This window comes from Microbacterium sp. As-52 (assembly GCF_049949185.1).
GTDB classification, from domain to species: domain Bacteria; phylum Actinomycetota; class Actinomycetes; order Actinomycetales; family Microbacteriaceae; genus Microbacterium; species Microbacterium maritypicum_A.
Window position 1 is genome coordinate 3,878,852 of the sequence record NZ_CP188171.1, and the last position, 22,807, is coordinate 3,901,658.

At 68.3% G+C, this 22,807-nt stretch carries 21 protein-coding genes; 3 read left to right on the forward strand and 18 right to left on the reverse strand.

The genetic code is table 11. The features are described 5' to 3' along the window. Positions 1 to 2 precede the first annotated feature (2 nt). From efp to ACLFA2_RS18765, 12 genes are all read right to left on the reverse strand, one after another. Positions 3 to 563 (reverse strand): elongation factor P, encoded by a 561-nt coding sequence (gene efp, locus ACLFA2_RS18710; RefSeq protein ID WP_021200619.1) that lies wholly within the window; start codon positions 561 to 563, stop codon positions 3 to 5. Positions 564 to 618: 55 nt separating this feature from the next. Then, positions 619 to 1,056 carry a type II 3-dehydroquinate dehydratase gene (gene aroQ, locus ACLFA2_RS18715; protein WP_029259258.1) on the reverse strand — a complete coding sequence of 146 codons (438 nt, stop codon included), beginning with the start codon at positions 1,054 to 1,056 and terminating at the stop codon, positions 619 to 621. After that, positions 1,053 to 2,141, reverse strand: a complete 1,089-nt coding sequence (gene aroB / locus ACLFA2_RS18720; protein ID WP_021200621.1) for a 3-dehydroquinate synthase — start codon at positions 2,139 to 2,141, stop codon at positions 1,053 to 1,055. The genes aroQ and aroB overlap by 4 nt, the downstream gene beginning before the upstream one ends. Further along, entirely contained in the window at positions 2,138 to 2,656 is a 519-nt protein-coding gene (locus ACLFA2_RS18725) for a shikimate kinase (RefSeq protein ID WP_426621793.1), read from the reverse strand. The genes aroB and ACLFA2_RS18725 overlap by 4 nt, the downstream gene beginning before the upstream one ends. Next, positions 2,640 to 3,869 (reverse strand): chorismate synthase, encoded by a 1,230-nt coding sequence (gene aroC, locus ACLFA2_RS18730; RefSeq protein WP_021200623.1) that lies wholly within the window; start codon positions 3,867 to 3,869, stop codon positions 2,640 to 2,642. The genes ACLFA2_RS18725 and aroC overlap by 17 nt, the downstream gene beginning before the upstream one ends. Positions 3,870 to 3,932: 63 nt before the next feature. Next, positions 3,933 to 4,787, reverse strand: a complete 855-nt coding sequence (locus tag ACLFA2_RS18735; RefSeq protein ID WP_401121430.1) for a shikimate dehydrogenase — start codon at positions 4,785 to 4,787, stop codon at positions 3,933 to 3,935. Beyond that, on the reverse strand, positions 4,750 to 6,270 hold the full coding sequence (gene mltG, locus ACLFA2_RS18740; protein WP_426621794.1) for an endolytic transglycosylase MltG: 1,521 nt from the start codon (positions 6,268 to 6,270) through the stop codon (positions 4,750 to 4,752). Before mltG ends, ACLFA2_RS18735 begins: the two co-directional genes overlap by 38 nt. A gap of 2 nt (positions 6,271 to 6,272) precedes the next feature. Beyond that, complete coding sequence (gene ruvX, locus ACLFA2_RS18745) at positions 6,273 to 6,746, reverse strand: Holliday junction resolvase RuvX (protein WP_021200626.1); 474 nt, start codon at positions 6,744 to 6,746, stop codon at positions 6,273 to 6,275. Continuing rightward, the gene (gene alaS / locus ACLFA2_RS18750) at positions 6,743 to 9,403 is read right to left on the reverse strand and encodes an alanine--tRNA ligase (protein WP_029259262.1); all 2,661 of its coding nucleotides are present in this window, start codon (positions 9,401 to 9,403) and stop codon (positions 6,743 to 6,745) included. Before alaS ends, ruvX begins: the two co-directional genes overlap by 4 nt. Before the next feature lie 55 nt (positions 9,404 to 9,458). Beyond that, on the reverse strand, positions 9,459 to 9,647 hold the full coding sequence (locus ACLFA2_RS18755) for a hypothetical protein (RefSeq protein ID WP_021200628.1): 189 nt from the start codon (positions 9,645 to 9,647) through the stop codon (positions 9,459 to 9,461). A 111-nt stretch (positions 9,648 to 9,758) separates the two neighbouring features. Next, entirely contained in the window at positions 9,759 to 10,388 is a 630-nt protein-coding gene (gene rpsD / locus ACLFA2_RS18760; protein ID WP_017830546.1) for a 30S ribosomal protein S4, read from the reverse strand. A gap of 182 nt (positions 10,389 to 10,570) precedes the next feature. After that, on the reverse strand, positions 10,571 to 11,959 hold the full coding sequence (locus ACLFA2_RS18765) for a replication-associated recombination protein A (RefSeq protein WP_029265345.1): 1,389 nt from the start codon (positions 11,957 to 11,959) through the stop codon (positions 10,571 to 10,573). A 102-nt stretch (positions 11,960 to 12,061) separates the two neighbouring features. Between ACLFA2_RS18765 and ACLFA2_RS18770 the strand changes: the two genes are divergently transcribed. Continuing rightward, positions 12,062 to 12,364, forward strand: a complete 303-nt coding sequence (locus tag ACLFA2_RS18770) for a hypothetical protein (protein ID WP_029259264.1) — start codon at positions 12,062 to 12,064, stop codon at positions 12,362 to 12,364. A 42-nt stretch (positions 12,365 to 12,406) separates the two neighbouring features. Here ACLFA2_RS18770 and ACLFA2_RS18775 read toward each other — a convergent pair whose 3' ends face one another. Together ACLFA2_RS18775 and ACLFA2_RS18780 are read right to left on the reverse strand one after the other, a co-directional pair. Next, the gene (locus ACLFA2_RS18775) at positions 12,407 to 13,165 is read right to left on the reverse strand and encodes a winged helix-turn-helix domain-containing protein (RefSeq protein ID WP_347125819.1); all 759 of its coding nucleotides are present in this window, start codon (positions 13,163 to 13,165) and stop codon (positions 12,407 to 12,409) included. Then, positions 13,165 to 15,057: an NAD(P)/FAD-dependent oxidoreductase gene (locus tag ACLFA2_RS18780; protein WP_426621795.1), complete on the reverse strand. Its 1,893-nt coding sequence runs from the start codon at positions 15,055 to 15,057 to the stop codon at positions 13,165 to 13,167. The genes ACLFA2_RS18775 and ACLFA2_RS18780 overlap by 1 nt, the downstream gene beginning before the upstream one ends. Positions 15,058 to 15,270: 213 nt before the next feature. On the opposite strand from ACLFA2_RS18780, the gene ACLFA2_RS18785 reads away from it, so the two are divergent. Further along, the gene (locus tag ACLFA2_RS18785; protein WP_021200632.1) at positions 15,271 to 16,623 is read left to right on the forward strand and encodes a DUF349 domain-containing protein; all 1,353 of its coding nucleotides are present in this window, start codon (positions 15,271 to 15,273) and stop codon (positions 16,621 to 16,623) included. 64 nt (positions 16,624 to 16,687) lie between these two features. Beyond that, positions 16,688 to 17,239, forward strand: a complete 552-nt coding sequence (locus tag ACLFA2_RS18790) for a type IV toxin-antitoxin system AbiEi family antitoxin (protein WP_021200633.1) — start codon at positions 16,688 to 16,690, stop codon at positions 17,237 to 17,239. Here ACLFA2_RS18790 and ACLFA2_RS18795 read toward each other — a convergent pair. The 4 genes from ACLFA2_RS18795 to ACLFA2_RS18810 all read right to left on the reverse strand — a co-directional run bounded on the left by ACLFA2_RS18795 (position 17,226) and on the right by ACLFA2_RS18810 (position 22,736). Further along, positions 17,226 to 19,478, reverse strand: a complete 2,253-nt coding sequence (locus tag ACLFA2_RS18795; RefSeq protein WP_426621796.1) for a RelA/SpoT family protein — start codon at positions 19,476 to 19,478, stop codon at positions 17,226 to 17,228. The two genes, ACLFA2_RS18790 and ACLFA2_RS18795, sit on opposite strands and share 14 nt — an antisense overlap. Positions 19,479 to 19,544: 66 nt before the next feature. Further along, complete coding sequence (gene secF, locus ACLFA2_RS18800; protein ID WP_021200635.1) at positions 19,545 to 20,534, reverse strand: protein translocase subunit SecF; 990 nt, start codon at positions 20,532 to 20,534, stop codon at positions 19,545 to 19,547. Next, entirely contained in the window at positions 20,534 to 22,282 is a 1,749-nt protein-coding gene (gene secD, locus ACLFA2_RS18805; RefSeq protein WP_021200636.1) for a protein translocase subunit SecD, read from the reverse strand. The genes secF and secD overlap by 1 nt, the downstream gene beginning before the upstream one ends. Before the next feature lie 55 nt (positions 22,283 to 22,337). Then, entirely contained in the window at positions 22,338 to 22,736 is a 399-nt protein-coding gene (locus ACLFA2_RS18810; RefSeq protein WP_021200637.1) for a preprotein translocase subunit YajC, read from the reverse strand. Positions 22,737 to 22,807 lie beyond the last annotated feature (71 nt).

Here is a 22,807-nt window from a genome sequence, read left to right on the forward strand (position 1 = left end):
CCTTACTTCTCGCGGCCGAGGTAGTCACCCGTGCGGGTGTCGACCTTGACCTTGGTGCCGGCCTCGACGAAGAGCGGCACCTGGATCTCATAGCCGGTCTCGAGCGTGGCGGGCTTGGTGCCGGCCGACGAGCGGTCGCCCTGCAGGCCGGGCTCCGTGTAGGTGATCTCGAGGACCACGGACGCCGGGAGGTCGATGTAGAGCGGGTTGCCGTTGTTCAGGGCGATCGTGACGGCCTGGTTCTCGAGCAGGAAGTTCTTCGCGTCGCCGACCGTAGCGGCGCCGACCGTGATCTGGTCGAAGTCTGTCTGGTCCATGAAGACGTAACCGTCGCCGTCGGTGTACAGGTACGTGTAGTCGCGGCGGTCGACGTTCTCGATCTCGATCTTGGCGCCGGCGTTGTACGTACGGTCGACGACCTTGCCCGAGACGACGTTCTTCAGCTTGGTGCGCACGAAGGCGCCACCCTTGCCGGGCTTGACGTGCTGGAACTCGATGACGCTCCAGAGCTGCCCGTCGATGCTGAGGACGACGCCGTTCTTGATGTCTGCGGTAGATGCCATGCGCTGCGAGTTCCGTTCGTGAGTCTGCGGGGTCGGACGAGACCGACAGTCGATTCTAAGGGATGAGTGCTGCGAGCTGCCGCACGGCATCCGCGTAGCCGTCGACACCGCGTCCGACGACGCGCACGGCCGCGACGTCGTCGAGGTAGGAGTGGTGCCGGAATTCCTCCCGGGCGTACACATCGGAGATGTGCACCTCGGCGAACGGCAGCGAGACTCCGGTGAGAGCGTCGCGCAGCACCACCGACGTGTGCGTGAGTCCGCCGGGATTGATCACGATCGCGGCGCAGTCCTCACGGGCGGCGTGGATCGCGTCGATCAGCACCCCCTCGTGGTTGCTCTGCACCGCACGCACCTCGAAGCCGTGTTCTGCAGCGGCGGCGATGGTGATGCGCTCCACGTCGGCGAGCGTGGCCGTGCCGTACACCTCGGGTTCGCGCGAACCGAGCAGGTTCAGGTTGGGTCCGTTGACCAGGAGGATGCGTCGGCTCACGCGCCGACCTCCTGGTAGGCGGCGAACATCAGCGATTCGTCCGGGGCCTGCAGCACCGTCGGCTTCGCGATGTCGTCGAGAAGGATGAAGCGCAGCATTCCGCCGCGGCTCTTCTTGTCGCGCTGCATCGTGGCGAGCAGCTGCGGCCATGCTCCTGCGCGGTACGAGGTCGGAAGCCCCAGCGACTCGAGGATGGTGCGGTGACGCTCCGCCGCGGCGTCGGAGAGGCGTCCGGCGAGACGCGAGAGCTCGGCCGCGTACAGCATGCCGACCGAGATCGCGGCGCCGTGACGCCAGCGGTATCGCTCTGCGTGCTCGATGGCGTGCCCGAGGGTGTGGCCGTAGTTGAGGATCTCCCGCAGGCCCGCCTCCCGGAAGTCGTCCGAGACGACCTCGGCTTTCATCGCGATCGCAAGTTCGATGGCACGCCGGAACTCGTCCGTCGTGGGGTCAACGGCACGAGCGGGATCCGCCTCGACGATGTCGAGGATCTCCGGCGCCCAGATGAATCCGGCCTTCACCACCTCGGCGAAACCGGCGGTCGCCTCGTTCGGGCTGAGGCTCGCGAGCTCGTCGAGGTCGCCCACGACGGCGCGCGGCGCCCAGAACGCACCGACGAGGTTCTTGCCCTCCGCGGTGTTCACCCCGGTCTTGCCGCCGACCGCCGCGTCGACGAGGCCGAGGACCGTGGTCGGCACCTGGATCAGCTGCACACCGCGCAGCCACGTCGCCGCCACGAAGCCGGCGAGATCGGTGACCGAGCCGCCGCCGTAGCCGATGACGGCGTCACTGCGCGTGAAGTCGGCCTGCCCCATCACCTGCCAGCAGAAGGCCGCGACCTCGATGCGCTTGCCCTGCTCCGCATCCGGGATCTCGGCGAGCAGCACCTCACGCGGCCCGTCCGAGGTGTCGGCGAGCAGGCGATCGCGCAGCTCGGCGGCCCGGGCGGCCAGCGTCGGGGGGTGCACGACCAGGATCTTGCGCACCCCCGGAGCCAGCGCAGCCGAGACCCGTTCGAGGATCCCCCGCCCGATCGTGATGTCGTAGGCGTCGCTACCGGTGACGCTGATGGTCGTCGTGCTCATCGCTGCTCTCTCCTCCATGCCACGATCTCGTCCGCGATCTTCTGCATCGGACGACGTGAGGTGTCGAAGGTCGCCGATGACACCTCGGCGTACCACCCCCGACGTTCCTCGAAGATCTTCTTCCAGCGCTCCAGGGGGTCCTCCCCCGCCAGCAGCGGACGATTGCTCCCACGGAGCCGATCGGCCACCGCGTCGGGGCTCACGGTCAGGAACACGACCGGGTGCTCTGCCAGCAGCTCCCGGGTCGCCGCTTCCGTCACCGCCCCGCCACCGAGGGAGATCACCCCGCCCTCTGCGAGGGCCTCTGCCACCGCCGCCCGCTCGAGGGCACGGAAGTGCGCCTCGCCGTGGACCTCGAAGATGCCGGCGATGGGTCCGTGAGCGGCCACGATGCGCTTGTCGGTGTCGATGAACGCGACGCCGAGCCGACGGGCGACGCGTCTGCCGACGCTGGTCTTGCCGGCGGCCATCGGGCCGACCAGCACCAGCGTCAGCGGATCAGCCGCGCTCGTCATGCGCGATGAGCGCCGCCTCGGACGCGGGGGTCGTGCGCAGCTCGGCAGGGATGCCCGCCAGGTACCCGTCGAGGTTCCGTCGCGTCTCCCGGATGCTGTCGCCGCCGAACTTCTCCAGCACGGCGTTCGCGAGCTCGACCGCGACCATCGCCTCGGCAACCACACCGGCGGCTGGTACCGCGCACACGTCGGAGCGCTGGTGGTGGGCGGTGGCGTCGTCTCCTGTCGCGATGTCGATCGTCCGCAGCGCGTGCGGCACCGTCGCGATCGGCTTCATGCCGGCACGCACGCGCAGGACGGTGCCCGTCGACATGCCGCCCTCGGTGCCGCCGGCACGGTCGGATCCGCGCGTGATGCCGTCGGCGGTCGCGAAGAGCTCGTCGTGCGCGGCCGAGCCGCGACGACGGGTGGTCTCGAAGCCGTCGCCGACCTCGACACCCTTGATCGCCTGGATGCTCATCAGGGCCTGGGCCAGACGCGCGTCGAGGCGCCGGTCCCAGTGCACGTGGGAGCCGAGTCCCGGAGGCAGCCCGTACGCGAGGACCTCGACGATCCCGCCGAGCGTGTCGCCGTCCTTCTTGGCGTCGTCGACCTCGGCCACCATCAGCGCGGAGGTCGCCGCGTCGAAGCACCGGAGCGGATCGGCGTCCAGCGCCTCGACGTCATCCGGCGTGGGCAGCGCAGAACCCTCGGGTACGCGCACCGGGCCGATCGACAACGTGTGGCTGACGAGACGGATCCCGAGCTCACCGAGGAAGGAGCGGGCGATCGCTCCCAACGCGACACGAGCGGCCGTCTCGCGGGCGCTCGCACGCTCGAGGATCGGACGCGCCTCGTCGAAGTCGTATTTCTGCATGCCCACCAGATCGGCGTGCCCTGGACGCGGACGGGTGAGAGGCGCGCTGCGTCCGCGAGACTTGTCCGTGAGCTCGACGGGCTCGGGGTTCATGACCTCGATCCACTTGGGCCATTCGGTGTTGCCGATGCGCAGCGCGATCGGACTGCCGAGGCTCCGGCCGTGGCGCACACCGCCGGAGATCGTCAGCTCATCCTGCTCGAACTTCATCCGCGAGCCGCGGCCATAGCCCAACTTGCGACGGGCGAGGTCGGCCTGGATGGCCTCGGAGGACACAGGGACGCCGGAGGGAAGACCCTCCATGACGGCGATGAGTTCTGGGCCGTGCGATTCGCCGGCCGTGAGCACGCGGAGCATTGCTCCAGTCTCCCACGGGTTCGCACCCCCGCAGCGCCGCGTTTCGTCGAGCGAGCGATTCGGTCAGAGCGCGGCGCGCATCGCGGTGATCACCGCGGCCTCGTCGCGGAGCTCCATCGTCGGATCGCCGTGCCGGAAGATGCGGATCTGGCGCACGGCCTGATGCAGCAGCATGCCGAGTCCGGAGATGGCCGGGCCCTCGCTCCAGGTCATCGCGAGAGCTGACGGCCACGGGGCGTAGGCGGCGTCGAAGAGCGACCCGCCACTCGACGACAGCACCGAGGCGATCTCCGCGGGGAGAGCCGTGCCGCTGGGCAGCGTGGCCACGGTCAGCTCGACGGCCGGAGCAGGCGCATCGAACGCGCGTACCTCCACGACGAGGCCGAGCCGCTCCCCGAGATCCACCAGCGCGGCCGCGGCAGCAGCGCGCCGAGCACGCACGTCGACGCGCGCGGCCCCGATCTCGGCTGCGGCGACGAGAGCCGACGCCGCGGTGGCCCCGGCCCCGAGTATCCGGACCCGTTCGACCTCGGCGATGTGCGCCTCGGCGAGGGCATCGACGATCCCTCCGACATCGGTGTTGAACCCGGCCGGCTCGTCTCCCAGGAGGAGCGTGTTGACGGCGCCCGTGAGCTGCGCATGACGATCCCGTGTCGCCGCCGCGCGGAACGCCTCTTCCTTCAACGGCATCGTGAGGGAGAGACCACGCCAGGTGTCGTCCAGTTCGGCGATCGCCGAGGCGAATCCCTCCGCCGAGACCCGGCGCCGTCCGTACTCCCAGTCCAGGCCGAGCACACGATAGGCGGCCGCATGCAGCTCCGGGGACTTGGAGTGCGCGATCGGATCGCCCCAGACCGCCAACCGTGAGCGCGTCACCGTCTCAGCAGCCGCCGTCGGGGTTCGCTCGGCACCACTCACGCCACTTCTCGATTCCCTGCTCGTGCTCCGCCATGGTCTCGGAGAACTGCGTCTCCCCCGTGGCGAGGTTGATCGTGACGAAGTACAGCCACGGGCCGTCAGCAGGCTGCATCGCCGCCTTGATGGCCGCGTCGCTCGGGCTGGCGATCGGTGTCGCCGGCAGGCCGGTGCGCACGTAGGTGTTCCACTCGTTGTCGTCCTCGAGCGCTTCCTTCGAGCTCGACACGACGCCTTCGTGCAGCGACCCGTAGCCGTACTGGGCGGTCGAATCCATCTGCAGCTTCATGTCGATGTCGAGGCGGTTCTGAATGACGCGGGACACCTTCGCGAAGTCGTCGAGACGGCCCTCGCGCTGGATGATCGAGGCGATCGTCAGGATCCGTTCGGCATCAGCCGCCGGCACACCTGCCGCGTCGAGCGACTCTCTGGTGCGGTCGACCATCCGCTGGATCACTTGAGGTGCGGTGACCCCTGGATCGAATTCGTACACTGCGGGGAACAGCCAGCCCTCCAGGCTCGGCGCGTCCACGCCGTAGGCCGAGGGGTCCTGGACCGCAGCCTCGAAGTCGGCGAGCGGAAGCCCGAGAGTCTCGGCCATGCCGGGCAACGAGGAGACGATCGTGCCTCCCTCGGAGACCGAGACGGCATTCGCCATCTTGTTCGCGTCGTCCTTGAGCGCGGCGAGGGCGGCCTCTGCCGTCATCTTCTTCTGCAGGCGGTAGACGCCCGGATAGAACGTGACCGCGAGGTTCTCTTCGACGATGTAGTCGTAGAACACGTCCTCGGTCTTCGTGACGCCGGCCTCATAGAGCGCCGTCGACACCGGCCCCCCGGTGTCGCCCTGCTTGATCGTGACGAGGGCTTCGCCGTTCGCGAGACCGGGCTCCCAGTCCTTCGACTCGCCCCAGCCCATGGCATCGCTGATCTTGTCGCCGTAGGTGTTCCAGGCCCAGGCGCTACCCGCCGCGATGCCGCCGAGCACGGCGAGCACGATGATCAGCGCGATCAGGCAGCCCTTGCGGCGCTTCTTCTTCGGCGCCGCGGGAACATGGTCGTCGTGCGGGGCGAACAGATCGTCGAGCCCGCCTCCGATCACCGGTTCGGGCGTTTCGGCCGCTGCCGAGGTACGACCGGTGCCCGCCGCGGGCACCGCTTGCGGGAGAGCACGCGTGGGAGTCTCTGCGGCGTCGGCCGAAGCGCGAACGGGCGTCGGCGACGGCGCCGCATCCGCGGTGACGGCATCGTCCGCGGACCCACGTACCGGCACAGGGGACGGCTCGGCCGGCGTGCGGGCCGTGCCTCCCACCGGAGTCGCGGTTCCCTCTCCGGCTGCTGCCTCTCGGGCGGCGCGGCGCGAACCGGGCGCCGGAGCACTGTTGTCGACGGTCGGGATCTGCTGCGTCGGGTCCGGCAGATTCTCGAACAGATCCCCCAGGCGGGAATCAGGATCGTGCCGGGGGGTGGCGCTGTCACGTTCAGACATCGTCAGGCGTGCTCCTCGTCAGGCGAGATGGTGGCGCCGGCCGGGTTTCCGGTGCTCTTCTCCATGTCGATCGCCTGCTGCAGAAGCACCACGGCGGCGACCTGATCCACAATGCTACGAGAGTTCTTCTGAGATCTCCCGGAACTGCGCAAAGCGGCGTGCGCGCTCACGGTGCTGAGGCGCTCGTCCACGAGGCGCACGGGGATCCCGCTGCGCACCTGAAGCGCAGCGGCGAACTCTCGCGCATCCGTGGTCGATGGCGTGTCGGCACCCTGCATGTTCACAGGGAGGCCGACCACGAACTCCAACGGGTCGTACTCCCCTGCGATCTGCACGAGGCGGTCGATCGATGCGTCGTCCCGAGGGACCGTCTCGACCGGGACGGCGAGCATGCCATCGGGATCGCAGCGCGCGACACCGACCCTCGCCCTGCCGACGTCGATGCCGAGCCGCACGCCGCGGCGGAACCCGCTCACGCGGCGTGCAGCTCCTGTGAGATGGCCTCGAGCGCCGCGGGAAGCGCCGCGGCATCCGCGCCACCGCCCTGCGCGACGTCGTCACGACCGCCACCGCCGCCGCCGAGCACACCGGCAGCGCGCTTCGCCAACGCGCCGGCCTTCGCGCCCGCAGACCGAGCGGCATCGTTGGTGGCGACGACCACGACCGGACGGCCGTTGACCACAGCTCCCAATGCCACGACCGCGGCATCGGAACCGAGCCGATCGCGCACGCCGTTCACGAGATCGCGCACATCGTCCGCGGACGCCACCTCGCCCAGGTTCTGGGCAGCCAGGCGGAACGCTCCAACGCGGGTCGCGGCCTCGACGATGGCGGGAACCTGACCGGCCCTCTCCTTCGCCTCGAACTGCGCGATGCGCTTCTCCGCCGCTTTCAGACTCGCGGCGAGGTCGGCGATCCGCTCCGGAAGCTGTTCGCGCGGCGTCTTCAGGGAACTGGTCAGCTGCGAGACGATCGCCCGCTCCGCGGCGAGCTCCCGGAAGGCATCGGCACCGACGAGAGCCTCGATGCGACGATTGGATGCTCCGACGGAGGACTCTCCGACCAGGCTCACCAGACCGATCTCGGCACTCGTGCTGACGTGCGTGCCGGCACAGAGTTCGCGCGACCAGGGGCCGCCGATGTCGACCATGCGCACGACATCGCCGTACTTCTCGCCGAACAGCGCCATGGCTCCGGCTTCCTTCGCCTCATCGAGGGAGACGATGCGCGTGGTCACCTCCAGGGCGTCCTGCACTGCACGGTTCGTGATCTCCTCGATCTCGCTCCGCGTATCCGTCGAGAGCGCCTGCGACCAGGCGAAGTCGAAGCGCATGTAGCCGGCACGGTTCAACGAGCCCGCCTGCGTCGCGGTCGGACCGAGCGTGTCGCGCAGAGCAGCATGCACGAGGTGGGTGGCCGAGTGCGCCTGGCGGGCGGCACGACGGTTCGCCGCGTCCACCACCGTGGTCGCGATGTCGTCGACGGCGACGCTGCCGCGCGTGACCTCGACGGTGTGACTGATCAGACCGGGAACCGGCTTCTGCACATCGAGCACCTCGAGCGTGTATCCCGGGCCCACGATCGTGCCCTTGTCGGCCACCTGCCCACCTGACTCCGCGTAGAGCGTCGTCTCGGCGAGCACGACCTCGGCGATCTGGCCCTCGGCGGCGCTGCGCACGGGGACACCGTCGACGAGGAGACCGAGCACACGGGATTCGACCTCGAGCGCGGTGTAGCCGTCGAATCCGGTCTCTCCCAGCGCGCGCAGTTCGCGATAGACGGACACGTCGGCGAGCTGACGCTTGCGATTGCGGGCGTCGTCCTTCGCGCGCTGGCGCTGCTCCTGCATGAGGTTGTCGAAAGCGGCACGATCGACGTCGAGTCCTGCTTCCTCGGCGACCTCGAGCGTGAGGTCGATCGGGAAGCCGTAGGTGTCGTGCAGCAGGAAGGCCTCGGGACCGCTCAGGGTCTTCCCGCCGCCCTTCCTGGTCTCGTCCAGAGCCAGGTCGAGGATCGTCGACCCGGCGACGAGGGTGCGACGGAAGGTCTCCTCCTCGGCGAACGCCGATGCCGAGAGCACAGACCAGTCCCTCTCGAGTTCCGGATAGGTGGTCTTCATCACATCGCGGGATGCGGCGAACAGCTCGGGGAACACCGGCTCGTCGACACCGAGCAGGCGCATCGAGCGGACCGTGCGACGCATCAGACGGCGCAGGATGTACCCGCGTCCCTCGTTGGACGGACGCACGCCGTCGGAGAGGAGCATGAGCGAGGAGCGCACGTGGTCCGCGACGACACGGAACCGCACGTCGTCCTCGTGCTGCGCGCCGTAGGGCCGTCCGGAGAGCTCGACCGCACGGTCCAGCACCGGCCGCACCTGATCGGACTCGTACATGTTGTCGACACCCTGCTTGAGGAAGGCGACGCGTTCGAGGCCCATGCCGGTGTCGATGTTCTTCATCGGCAGCTCGCCGACGATGTCGAACTCCGTCTTGCTGCGGATGTTCTCGATGAAGTCCTGCATGAACACGAGGTTCCAGATCTCCAGGAACCGCGAGTCGTCGACAGCCGGGCCGCCGTCCTTGCCGTAGGCGGGACCGCGATCGAAGAAGATCTCCGAGTCGGGACCACCCGGTCCGGGCTGGCCGGTGTTCCAGTAGTTGTCCGCCCGGCCCAGGCGCTGGATGCGCTCCGGCTTGAGCCCGATGATGTCGCGCCAGATCGCCTCGGCCTCGTCGTCGGTCTCGTAGACGGTGACCCACAGGTCCTTCTCGTCGAAGCCGAGACCGCCGTCGGACTCGGAGCTCGTCAACAGCTCCCAGGCATAGCGGATCGCGCCTTCCTTGAAGTAGTCGCCGAACGACCAGTTGCCGAGCATCTGGAAGAACGTGCCATGACGGGCAGTGCGGCCGACCTCTTCGATGTCGTTCGTGCGGATGCACTTCTGCACGTCGGCGATACGCGAGTGCGGAGCAGGGACGACACCTGTGAGGTACGGGATCATCGGCACCATTCCGGCGACCGTGAACAGCAGGGACGGGTCGTCACTGACCAGGGAGGCCGAGGGGACGATGAGGTGGTCGTTCTTCTCGAAGAAGTCGAGATAGCGCTGCGCGATTTCCGCAGTTTTCATAAGGTTCCGGGTGTCCTTGCGTGAAGATGCCGCGCCGAGGCGCCGCTGCGGTGGTTCAGTTGTCGCCCGGCTCCGTGAGCCGTGCCTCCTGCTCGCGGTAGGCGTCGCTGAGGATCGCGGTGAACCCGTTGATCCGGGCGTCGACCTCGGCGAGGATGTCATGACCGCGCGGGTCCTTGTTCATGAAGTGAGCCGCGACGAAGCCGCCGATCACACCGATCAGGAACCACAGCACGTTCTTCATGTCGTCATCCTTGCCCTTGACCCGCGAAGGCGCGGTGTCACCATCGTATGCGGAAACGACAGGAGGCGTCGGGAATCCCGACGCCTCCTGCCTGATTGCTCGATCGCTGGATCAGCGAGCCGCGTAGTACTCGACGACGAGCTGCACTTCACAGGTCACGGGGACCTCGGCGCGCTTCGGACGACGAACCAGACGCGACTGGAGCTTGTCGAGCTCGACCTCGAGGTAGCCGGGAACGGGGGGCAGGACCTCGGCGTGACCGCCGGCTGCCGCCACCTGGAAGGGCTCGGTGCCCTCGCTCTTGGCCTTGACGTGGATGAGCTGACCCGGCTTCACGCGGAACGACGGGCGGTCGACGAGCTGGCCGTCGACCAGGATGTGGCGGTGCACGACGAGCTGGCGAGCCTGTGCGGTGGTGCGGGCGAAGCCCGAACGCACGACGAGAGCGTCGAGACGCATCTCGAGGAGCTCGACCAGGTTCTCACCGGTCAGGCCGTCCTGACGACGAGCCTCGTTGAAGGTGTTGCGCATCTGCTTCTCGCGGATGCCGTACTGCTCGCGAAGACGCTGCTTCTCACGCAGACGGACGGCGTAGTCGCTGTCTGCCTTGCGCTTGGTGCGGCCGTGCTCACCCGGAGCGTACGGACGCTTCTCGAGGTAGCGGGCGGCCTTCGGGGTGAGAGCGACGCCGAGGGCGCGGCTGAGACGCACCTTGCGGCGGTCCTGGGACTTCGTGGTCACGAAGTTTTCCTTCCGATGACGTGGTCGCGTCTTTCACGACTCACGGACGTATCGTCCGCGTTCTGCCTTGGAGCGCACGCCGGGGCGCCAGCAAGGTGTGGTGTGAACGAGGAGATGCCCGAAAACTCGGTTTCGAGCCGCTCAAGTCTAACAGATCGCTTTTCCGCGCCGGATCCGCAGGGTCAGCGGTCTCCGAGGATGCGGCGGATCCGCTCGAGGCGCGCACCGATGTCGCGCTCCGCACCGAGGTTCTTGGGCTCGTAGTAGTGCCGACCGTCGAGTTCGTCCGGCAGATACTGCTGGGGCACGACGCCGAACTCACTATCGTGCGAATAGACGTAGCCGCGGCCGTGGCCCAGACGTTTGGCGCCCGGGTAGTGCGCATCACGGAGATGCAGCGGAACCCGACCGAAACCGCCGGCGCGGATGTCGGCGATCGCCGCGTCGATCCCGACGTACGCGGCGTTCGATTTGGCGGTGGTGGCCAGGTAGACGGTCGCTTCTGCAAGGGGGATGCGACCTTCCGGCATGCCGATGAACGCCACGGCATCTGCAGCCGCCACGGCGATGGCCAGGGCCTGCGGGTCGGCGAGACCGACGTCTTCCGATGCCGAGATCACCAGGCGCCGGGCGATGAAGCGCGGGTCCTCCCCTGCCTCGATCATGCGGGCGAGGTAGTGCAACGCGGCATCGGGGTCGGACCCTCTGATCGACTTGATGAAGGCGCTGATGACGTCGTAATGCTCGTCGCCTTGCCGGTCGTAACGCAGCAGGGCCTTGTCGACCGCCTGGGAGATGTCATCGGCCGAGACCTCGGGCACCGACGCACCGGGCACCGACGCACCGGGCGCCGACGCATCGTTCCCCTCGTCGTCCGCGTCCGCGGCCGTCGCGTGGGACAGTGCGACCGCGGCGCCGGCCTCCAGCCCGGTCAGGGCGCGCCGCGCGTCACCCGAGGCCAGCCGCACCAGAGCCGACCTCGCTTCGTCGCTGAGAGCGACGGATGCGTTCAGACCGCGGGGGTCGGTGACCGCACGATCGACGAGGAGGCCGATGTCGTCGTCGGTGAGCGGCTGCAGCGTCAACAGCAGCGAACGCGAGAGCAGCGGTGAGATGACGGAGAACGACGGGTTCTCTGTCGTCGCGGCGATCAGGATCACCCAGCCGTTCTCGACTCCGGGGAGAAGGGCATCCTGCTGCGCCTTGGTGAAGCGGTGGATCTCGTCGAGGAAGAGGATGGTCGTCTGCCCGTAGAGGTCGCGCTGCGTGACGGCTTCCTGCATGACCTCGCGCACGTCTTTCACCCCCGCCGTGATGGCGGAGAGTTCGACGAATCGCCGACCGGACGATCGTGCGATGGCCTGAGCGAGAGTCGTCTTCCCGGTTCCCGGCGGTCCCCACAGGATGATCGACACGGCCCCGGGGGCTGTCGCTTCGGGGTCGGCGAGTGCGACGATCGGCGATCCCGCACGCAGCAGATGACGCTGGCCCGCGACCTCCGCGAGGGACACCGGACGCATGCGCACGGCGAGGGGCGTCTGCCCGGAGAGCAGCGCAGCAGGGGACGTCATCCCTCCAGGCTAACGTCGGCCCCCGACACTTCGGTGAACCTCCGCATCCGGGTAGGCTCTCAGGCGACGTCGTGGAGCGGCGTTCGGATGGGAGAGCAGGGCATGGCCGCACGCGGTTCCAAGAACGCACAGGCGCGCACATCGGCGGAGCGCGCGCGACTGCACACCGCACGCACCCAGTGGCACGAAGGGCAGATCCGCCGCCGTGTCCGTGACAACACGATCGCCGCCGTCGTCGGCAGCCTCATCGTCGTCGCAGCGATCGGCAGCCAGGTCGTGCACGCCCAGGTCACCGCGCCCGAACCGGAGCCCACCCCCACTCCCTCCGTCGAGCCGACCACCGCTCCGACCGAGACACCCGCGGAGACGCCGGCCCCCGTCCCCTCGGACGCACCGGCGGAGTGACCGCCGACGCGGTTGATCGCCCCGACCACCGATGCCCTCGGCTCACGACTCCGATACGGCGAGGCGATAGCCCCGCTTGACGACGGTCTGGACCAGGTCGACGCCACCCAACGACTCCCGCAACCGGGCGACGGCCACCTCCACCGCCCGTCCGCTGCGCTCGCCGCCGGGTAGCTCACGACCGAGCTCCCTTCGCGAGAGCACGCGTCCGCGGGCGAGGAACAGGGCCTCGATCAGGCCCGCTGCGCCACGGGACAGCGGAAGGAAGCGCCCGTCCAGCACGACGCCCCCGCTGCGCACCTCGAGGCTTCCGGCATCGGTGCGCACCGATCCTGCACCGCTTCCGTAGTGTGCGACGACGCATCCGACGAGACCCGTCGGTCTCTCCCGCTCGACGTATCGTGCGATCAGGCCGGCGTCCTGAAGGCGGCGAGCCTCGCGCTCGTCATCCGAGACCAGGAGCAACCGGCCCGCTTCGGCACGACGACGATGCGCTTCGAGCGCGCCGCTCCTCGTCGCCGCGTCGATCCATGACGCGGACGACGCGGTGAAGATCACGGCGTCGGCGCCCCCGGACCCCGCGCGATGCACCGCACGGTGCAGCACGCCCGTCGGGGTGGTCATCGGACGGGATGTCACGACGCGCATCACGTCCGCGCCCGCGGCGCCGAGTACGCGGTCGAGCTCATCCGCTCCGGCGGAACGATTCCCGGCCGCGGATGCTCCTGCCGCCCTCGCCTGGGCGGAGATGATGATCCTGCATCCTGCGAGCACCGGGCGTGCCCCCGAACGCCCGGTCATCACGCGGGATTCTCGGCGCGAAGGGAGACGCCCCGCCGCGGATCGGCGCTCCGACCCCGATCCCTCCAGCCGATCGCGATCGTCGTGCCGTCACCGCGATGCGGGGACTCGGATGAACTCGGATCCGCTGATACCGCGCCGTGTGCGCGCCGCGTCGGTGACGCGGAGTTCGGGTCGGCTCCGTCCGGCAGAGGGGGTGAGGACGCGAGGCCCGCGGCGGTGAGGCTATGCCGCAACCGCGCCTGCTGGTCGTGGGAGACGCCCTGCAGTTCGATCCGGGAGTCGACGATCCGCAACGTCAGGCCCAGGTCCTCCGCAAGACGCCCGATGTCGACGAGATGCCCCGGCGTGAGCTCCGTCCCCGTCACCGTCGACAGCCGCACTCGGCTCCCCTCCGATCGGACCGGGCCCGTGTGCGAATCGAGCCCCTCCTGTGCGCCGCGCGTGCTGAGCGGAGAGCGCTCCGTCGCCAGTTCCGCGAGCGCGCGTGCCACAGCCAGGGTGCAGCGCTCGCACTCCGGGTCGCGCCCGAAGCAGGCTCCGACCGCGCTGAACGTGAACACCTCGTCCGCGCGGAGCACCGCCAGGAGCTCCTGCGACGACATGCCGATGTGCACGCAGACCGCACGGGAGTCGTCAGGATGCGCTGCCCGGCGCAGTTCGGCAGCGAGCTCGCCACGCGCCGGTCCACCGACGAGCCGACGAAGAACGCCAAGACCGCTCGTATCGCCCATGAGAATTCCGCCGAGGAGCGTCTGCGCATCGTCGGTGAGCACGAGCTTTCGGTAGACACCGGTGCCTCGCGAGCGATGCGTGACGACCTCGACGGCGTCGGGATCGGCGTCGCGCGTCGCCGGCTCGCCGAAGCACGCGAGATCGACGCCCGCGATGGTGCGGTGCACGTCTCGTCGGTGCCCGCCGAAGCGTTCCCCTCCCCCGAGCAGACGCGCGGCCGCCACCTCCGCCATGGCATATGCGGAAGCGGCGGCGTCGACGCAGCGTCCGTCGACGCAGGCCGCCTCACCGATCGCGAGGATGCGCGGATCCGATGTCGTGCAGTGATCGTCGACGATCACTCCTCCCTGCGGGTGCACGTCGAGTCCGGCATTGCGCGCGAGTTCGTCCCGAGGTCGCACGCCGACGGTGAAGACGACGAGGTCGGCGCGTTGGAAGGTACCGTCCTGGAACTCGAGCGCCGTGACGGCTCCCGAGTCGTCCGGATCGAGCCGCGTCGTCCTGGTCCGAGTGCGGACAGCGATGCCCCGTTCTTCGAGGGCGCCGCGCAGGACGTCTGCTGCAGCTTCGTCCAGCAGGGAGGGAAGGAGACGATCCGCGTACTGCACGATCGTCGCGCCGACGCCGGCGTCGTCGAGTGCTACAACGGTGTCGATTCCGTGCTGCCCGCCACCGATGACAACGCCTCGCAGCGGACGGCCGAGGGCACGCGATCGCGAATCGACGAAATCCCGCACCGACTCCGCGTCCTCGATGGTGCGCAGGACGAAGCAGCCGGGGAGGCGAGCCCCTGACACCGCCACCCGCGCCGCGAACGACCCGGTGGCCAGCACGAGCACGTCGTAGGAATAGGAGCGTCGGGATCGTGTGCGCACCACCCGCGCCGACCGGTCGATGCGGAGCACGCGGTCGTCACGGATCAACCGCACACGGTCGTCGCGGAACACCGTTCGGTCGAGCTGGAGATCCTCGACCTCCCGGCCGGTGAGGACACCCACGAGAGCGGATCGGTCGTACGGGCCATGTCCCTCATCGCCGATGACCGTGACCCGCACCGCCGCACCCGGGTCGCGAAGCAGGCGCTCCACGAAACGGTGCGCCGCCATCCCCGCGCCGACGACCAGGATCTCGTGCGGCGGGGAAGTCGTGTCCTTCATACTGCTCCTGTCGACCGGAAGACTGTCGTGCTCGCGACGATAGGAGCATCGTGTTTCCCGGAGATGACGGAGAATGTGTCCTGCGTCGAAAGTTCTCCTCACAGAACGGTAACGATCATCGAAGTCCTGGGACCTCACCCGCGACGCTCCGGCGTACTAGGCTGAGCCTCGTCCTTTCCGCCTCCCGCGGCCCGGCCGCGCAAGGAGAATCACGTGTCTGCCAACGAGCCCACGAAGCCGACTCCCCCCGTCCCCGGCCCCCCTGCCGTACCGATGCCGCGCAAGGCGCCGACGCCGGCCGCCGTCGCGCCCGTCGCCCCGGTGCCTGCGGCATCCTCGACATCAGCGGAATGGGGTCGCGTATCCGAAGACGGGACCGTCGAGGTCAAGGAGGGCGAGGCCTGGCGCGTCGTCGGCCAGTACCCCGATGGGACTCCCGACGAGGCCCTCGCCTACTTCGTCCGCAAGTTCGATGACATCGCCTTCAAGGTGCACGCTCTCGAACAGCGTCATCAGGCCGGCGGAGCGTCGGCGAGCGATCTCGCCAAGCAGGCCTCGCACCTGATCGACGAAGCGACCGATGCCGCGGCCGTCGGCGACCTCGCCGGCCTGCGCGATCGACTCAACGCCTTGACCTCGTCCCTCTCCGAGGCGACCGAGCAGGAGGCACAGCACGCCAAGGAGCTCGTCGACAAGGCGATCGCCGAGCGCACGGTCCTCGTCGAACGTGCCGAGGCCATCGCCGCCCGCGATCTCAGCAAGGTGCAGTGGAAGCAGGTCACGGCCGAGCTCGGCGAACTGTTCGATGCCTGGCAGGCGCAGCAGCAGAACGGGCCGCGCCTGTCGAAGGGCATCTCCCAGCAGCTCTGGAAGCGATTCCGCGACGCTCGCGCCGTCGTCGACAAGCAGCGCCGCGCGTTCTACTCCGAGCTCGACGACGCGCACAAGGTCGCCCGCGACGCGAAGACCCGTCTGGTCGAGCGTGCCGAGGCACTCGCCCCGCGTGGCACGGACGGCATTCCCGCGTACCGGAACCTGCTCGACGAGTGGAAGGCATCGGGCCGCGCCGGCCGCAAGGCCGACGACGCTCTCTGGGCGCGCTTCAAGGCTGCCGGCGACGCGCTCTACGCCGCCCGCGCCGAGCAGGCCGCCGCAGAGGAAGCGGATTCCGCCCCGAAGATCGAAGCCCGCGAGGCGCTCCTCGAAGAGGCGAAGGCCGTGGCCGACGAGTCGAACATCAAGCGTGCCCGCGCTCTCCTCACCCGCATCCAGCGGCAGTGGGACGAGATCGGTCGCATCTTCCCTCGGGAGAAGGAACGTGCGCTCGACGACAAGCTCCGCGCCATCGAACAGGGGCTCAAGGGCCGCGAAGACGTGGACTGGAAGAAGAACAACCCCGAGACCAAGGCTCGCGCGAACGACATGAGCTCGCAGCTGCTCGAGGCCATCGAGAAGCTCGAGGCCGAAGTCGCCGCGGCAGAGAAGTCGGGCGACAAGAAGGCGGCCAAGGCGGCAACGGATGCCCTCGAGGCACGCCGCGCGTGGCTCAGCGCCCTCGGGAGCTGACCCGTTCTCCACAGGTCGCTCAGCACTGCTGAAGAGACGGGGTGCACTACGTCAGACTGACGTGATGCACCCCGTCTTCCTGTATGTCCCCGGCGATCGGCTGAGCCTGTCCGAACTCAGCGCCGCGCGGATCGACGGCCATGTGGTCGAGGTCGGCGAGGTCTACGTCCCGGCTGACCTCATCGAAGGACCGGATGTCAGGGCAGGTGCAGTCGGGTCCCTCGTGCAACCGGGAACCGCAGCCGCGGGTCCGACTGCTGCCTGGATCCACGGCGCCGGTGACACCCCGCCCGTCGTGCACCATGTGCGACGCTGCGTCGAGAGACGGATCCGCGCGAGCACCAGCGCACGCCTCGTGTTCCACGACACCGTGCTCCCGGCGTCTGACGTGCAGGTGCTCGGCGGAGTCCGAGTGGCGCGGCCGGAACGGACGATGCTCGATCTCGCAACGGCTCTCCATCGCGACCCCCGAATGCTGACCTGGATGGAACGACTCGCGCTGGTGTTCCCCGATGCCCCGGCGGCCGCAGCCGACGTACTGCGCGGCATGAGCCGCGTTCCGGGAAGCAGAGCGGGATCGGCGGTGCTCGAGAGACTCGCCCTCAGGAGGAGGTGACGCGGTAGACGTCGTACACGGCGTCGATCCCGCGTACGGCGTTGAGCACACGGTCGAGGTGCACGGCATCGCCCATCTCGAACACGAACCGACTCAGTGCCAGACGCTCGTCGGTCGTCGTGACCGTCGCCGACAGGATGTTGACGTGGTGCTCGCTCAGCACGCGGGTGACGTCGGAGAGCAGCCCGGAGCGGTCGAGCGCCTCGACCTGGATCTGCACCCGGAACACGCTCTTGGTGGTGGGCGCCCACGACACCTCGACGAAGCGGTCCTGCTCCGCACCGAGGGCCTTCACGTTCACGCAGTCCGCTCTGTGCACGGAGACACCACTGCCGCGGGTCACGAATCCGACGATCTGGTCCCCGGGGACCGGGGTACAGCACTTGGCGAGCTTCACGAGGATGTCGTTGGCTCCGCGCACGAGCACGCCCGAGTCACCGGATCGCGGCTCCCGGGTCTGGACGCTGCCGGGAAGGTCGATGGCACCGGTGGTCGGATCGTTCGCCGCGACGAGAGCGGTGACCTTCTCCAGCACCGACTGCGTGGACACGTGGCCTTCACCGACAGCGGCGTAGAGCGCCGAGACGTCTTCGTAGTGCATGCCCCGCGCCACCTCGGTGAACGAGTCATGGCTCATCAGGCGCTGCAACGGCAGGTTCTGTCGGCGCATCGCGCGCGCGATGGCCTCCTTGCCCTGCTCGATCGCCTCTTCGCGGCGCTCCTTCGTGAACCACCCGCGGATCTTGTTGCGGGCGCGGGTGCTCGCGACGAAGCCGAGCCAGTCCTGGCTGGGACCGGCATCGGGGTTCTTCGAGGTGAAGACCTCGACGACGTCACCGCTCTTGAGCTCGGACTCCAACGGCACCAGGCGTCCGTTGACCTTCGCGCCCATCGTGCGGTGCCCGATCTCGGTGTGCACGGCATACGCGAAGTCCACGGGAGTGGCGCCGGCGGGGAGTCCGATCACCCGCCCCTTCGGCGTGAAGACGTAGACCTCCTTCGCGCCGATCTCGAACCGGAGCGATTCGAGGAACTCGCCCGGATCGGCGGTCTCCGCCTGCCAGTCGGAGATGTGCGCGAGCCACGCCATGTCGGTGTCGGAGGCACGGACCTCGGTCTTGCCACCGCCGTTCATCCGCTCCTTGTACATCCAATGCGCCGCCACACCGTACTCGGCCTGCTGGTGCATCTCGTGGGTGCGGATCTGGATCTCGACGGTGCGGCCGGCGGGGCCGATGACGGTGGTGTGCAGCGACTGGTAGAGGTTGAACTTCGGCGTCGCGATGTAGTCCTTGAAGCGCCCGGGCAACGGGGTCCAGCGCGCGTGGATGGCGCCCAGCACCGCGTAGCAGTCGCGCACGGAGGCGACCAGGACGCGGATGCCGATCAGGTCGTAGATGTCGTCGAACTCACGCCCGCGGATGACCATCTTCTGGTACACCGAGTAGAGCTGCTTCGGACGCCCGACGACCTTGCCGCGGATGCGGAGGTCGCGCAGATCCTCGTCGATCTCCTCGACGACCTGGTTGAGGTACTTCTCGCGCTGCGGAGTGCGCTGCGCGATGAGACTGTGGATCTCGTTGTAGATCTTGGGATGCAGCACCGCGAAGGAGAGATCCTCGAGCTCCGACTTGATCGCCTGGATACCGAGACGATTCGCCAGCGGAGCATAGATCTCCAGAGTCTCCTTGGCCTTCTTCGCCGCTTTCTCGGGCGGGACGAAGCCCCAGGTCCGCGCGTTGTGGAGGCGGTCGGCGAGTTTGATCAGCAGCACCCGGATGTCCTTCGACATCGCCACGATCATCTTGCGCACGGTCTCGGCTTGGGCGCTCTCGCCGTACTTGACCTTGTCGAGCTTGGTGACGCCGTCGACGAGCATCGCCACCTCGTCGCCGAACTCGGCGGTGAGGTCCGTCAGGGCATAGCCCGTGTCCTCGACGGTGTCGTGCAGCAGTGCGGCCGCGATCGCCCGTGGGCCGAGTCCGAGCTCCGCGAGGATCTGCGCGACGGCGAGCGGATGCGTGATGTACGGCTCGCCGCTCTGCCGCTTCTGCCCCTCGTGCTTCTCCTTCGCGACGGCGTAGGCCCGTTCGATGACAGAGAAATCACCCTTCGGGTGATTCGCGCGGACGGTGCGGATCAGGTTGTCGAGATCGTTGATCCTCGACGCGCGGGAGAAGATGCGGGGAACCAGCCGTCGCAGACTCGAGCCCTGCGATGACGTCTGCGGTTCCGCCATCTACTCACCTCCTGATCGATCAATCCTACGCGTGCTGTGCGGGACCGGGCCCGCTGAGGAACCCGATCAGACCTCGACGGCCGCCCTGCTGCGAGCCTCGCGGATGCGGGCGTCGCGGGCTTTCAGCTGCGGCTCGTTCTCGCGGAACAACGAGTAGAGCGGAGCAGCCACGAAGAGCGTCGAGTAGGTCGCCACCAGGATGCCGACGAAGATCGACAGCGAGATGTCGGTGAGCGACTCCGCACCGAGCCAGAAGGCGCCGATGAAGAGCACAGCGCCGACCGGCAGCGCCGCGACCACAGAGGTGTTGATGGAACGCACGAGCGTCTGGTTCACCGCGAGGTTCACCGACTCCCCGAACAGCCGGGCGGACTTCTCCCCGTCTTCCGTGGTGTTCTCCCGGATCTTGTCGAACACGACCGTGGTGTCGTACAGCGAATACGCCAGGATCGTCAGGAAGCCGATCACCGCGGCGGGCGAGATCTCGAAGCCGGCCAGCGCATACACGCCTACCGTGATCACCAGCACGTCAAGCAGACCGATGATGGCCGCGGCCGACATCTTCCACGTGCGGAAGTAGATCGCGAGGATCAGGAACGTGAGGGCCAGGAAGATCGCGAGGCCCCACAGGGACTGCTTCGTGACGTTCTCACCCCACGCGGGTCCGATGAACGACGACGTGACGTCGGACGGATCCACACCGTAGGCCTCTGCCAGAGCTTCGCCGACCTGCTGGGTCTCGGCCGCACTCATCTGGTCGGTCTGGACGCGCACATCCTTGCCGCTGACGACGACGACCTTGGTGGCGGCCCCCGGTACGACCGACTGCACGGCGGTGGTGGCGGTCTCCTGGTCGAGGCTGTCCGGTGCCTGCACCGTGAACTGCGATCCGCCGGTGAACTCGATCGAGAACTGGATCGGACGGATGAGCGGTACGAGTGCCGAACCGACGACGAGGGCGATCGCGATGATGAACCACAGCCGGCGCTTGCCGACGAACGGGAAAGACGTCTTGCCCGAATAGAGGTTGTTGCCGAACTCATTCATGGAAGGCATCAGGCGTCTCCCTCACTTCCGGCGTTGGTGGGTTTGTCGCCCGCGAGGGCCTCGGCGCGTTTACGTTCGGCGATGGTCTGTCGACGATCCGCCTCACCGCGCGAGCGGGCGTTCTTCGCACCCCGACCTGCGGATGCAGTGGTGACCTCGCGGTACTGCGACCGGCTGCGGTAGACGGCACCGAGAGCCTCGGGGTCGAGACCGGAGAGCTTGTGTCCGCCGCCGAAGAAACGCGTGCGAGCGAGCAGCTGCATGACCGGGTGCGTGAAGATCACGAAGATGAACACGTCGATGAGCGTCGTGAGTCCGAGCGTGAACGCGAATCCCTTCACCGTGGCGTCGGCCAGGATGTAGAGGACGAGCGCGGCCAGGATGTTGATCGACTTGGAGATGTAGATCGTCCGCTTCGCGCGACCCCAGCCGTCCTCCACCGCGGCGGTGATGGACTTGCCGTCACGGAGCTCGTCTCGTATTCGCTCGAAGTACACGATGAACGAGTCGGCCGTGAAGCCGATGGAGACGATCAGACCGGCGACTCCCGCGAGCGAGAGCCGGAAGCCGATGCGCCACGCCAGGATGCAGATGATGATGTAGGTCAGGATCGCCATCACCGCGATCGACGCGATGATCACCGACCCGAGCGCTCGATAGACGATCAGGGAGTAGATCGCCACCAGCGCGAGACCGATGAGCCCGGCGATCAGACCGATCTGCAGCTGCTGGGTGCCCAGCGTCGCCGAGATCGTGTCCGAGCTCTGGACCGTGAAGCTGAGCGGAAGGGCACCGAACTTGAGCTGGTCGGCCAGGGTGGTCGCCGACTCCTGCGTGAAGCTGCCCGAGATGCTGGGGCGCCCGTCGAGGATCTGCCCGTTCATGCGCGGGGCGCTGATCACGTTGCCGTCGAGCACGAACGCGAACTGGTCACGCGGGGTGAGACCGTCGATGCGGTTCTGGTTCAGCCGCGTGCTCACCTTGCCGAACGCATCGGCACCATCGGCGTTCATCGTGAGCTGGACGAGCCATGCACCCGACTTCGGGTCGCGGCCGGCTGCGGCATCGGTGATCGCGGTGCCGTCGAGCTCGGCCGGTCCGAGGAGGTACTTCGCTGACCCGTCGGCCGAGCACGCGATGAGCGGCTCGTCCTTCGGCGCCTTCGCGGCGTCGTTGTCCGGGTTCGCGCAGTCGTAAGCCTGGAACTCCGCTGCCAGCTTGTCCGTCACCCAGGAGAGGTCGCTCGCGTCGGTCGGCTCAGCCGTCGGCGTCGAGTTGAGTCCCGGGTCCGGGCTGGGGTACGGCGTGGAGTTCCCGTCCTCGCCGACGAACTCGTTGGTCGCCGCCGTCGTGTACAGCACGGGCCGGAACTCGAGCTGCGCACTGGACTGGATCCGCTCCCGTGTCTGCGCGTCCGCCTCGCCAGGGATCTGGACGACGATGTTCTGGCCGCCCTCGGTGGTGATGTCCGCCTCGGCGACACCGGAAGCGTCGACGCGCTGACGGATGATCGCCGCCGCCTGGTCGAGCTGCTCAGAGGACGGCGCCGCGCCGTCCTCGGTCTCCGCGCTCAGAACGATCTGCGTGCCGCCCTGCAGGTCGAGGGCGAGCTCAGGCGACCACGAGCTCGCAGCCTCCCCGTTGCTGTCCTTGAAGACGTAGACGCCCAGCGCATTGATGCCGAAGAGCACGCCCGTCACGAGGAGCAGGCCGAGAAGGACCCGCCAGGCGTGACGGACGGGAGAGGATGAAGCCACGTGTGTTCAGCTTTCTGGAAGGACGGAGATCCGAGCGGCCGTGTCGGCCCCGGGCTTACTTGTCGTCGGCGTCGCGCTCGAGGCGGGCGCGGGTCTCCTCGGGGGTCTCGACGGCCGGAGCGATCGACTCGTCGGCGACCGACGGGTCGACGACCTCATCGGCCGGAGCGTCGACGATGGCGTCCTTGGGCTCGACGACGCGCAGGATGGCCTGGCTGTGGACGTCGATGATGGTGCCGGGAGCGATCTCGACGAGTGCCGGCGTGTCGAGGTCCTCGGGGTCGTAGGAGACGATCGTCCCGTAGATGCCTCCCTGAAGGAGCACCTTGGCGCCCGGAACGGTCTTGGTGGCCTTCTCCTCCTGCTCGGCCTTCATCTGCTTCGTGCGCTTGCGCGTGTTGAAGATCATGAAGACGAGGAGGACGGCGAGAAGGCCGAAGAGCAGGAATTCCATGGGCATGGGGGAAGCGCCTTTCTCAGGTGCACGCTCCAGCCTTTGGGCGCGCGAAGGTAACCGGGAAGTCT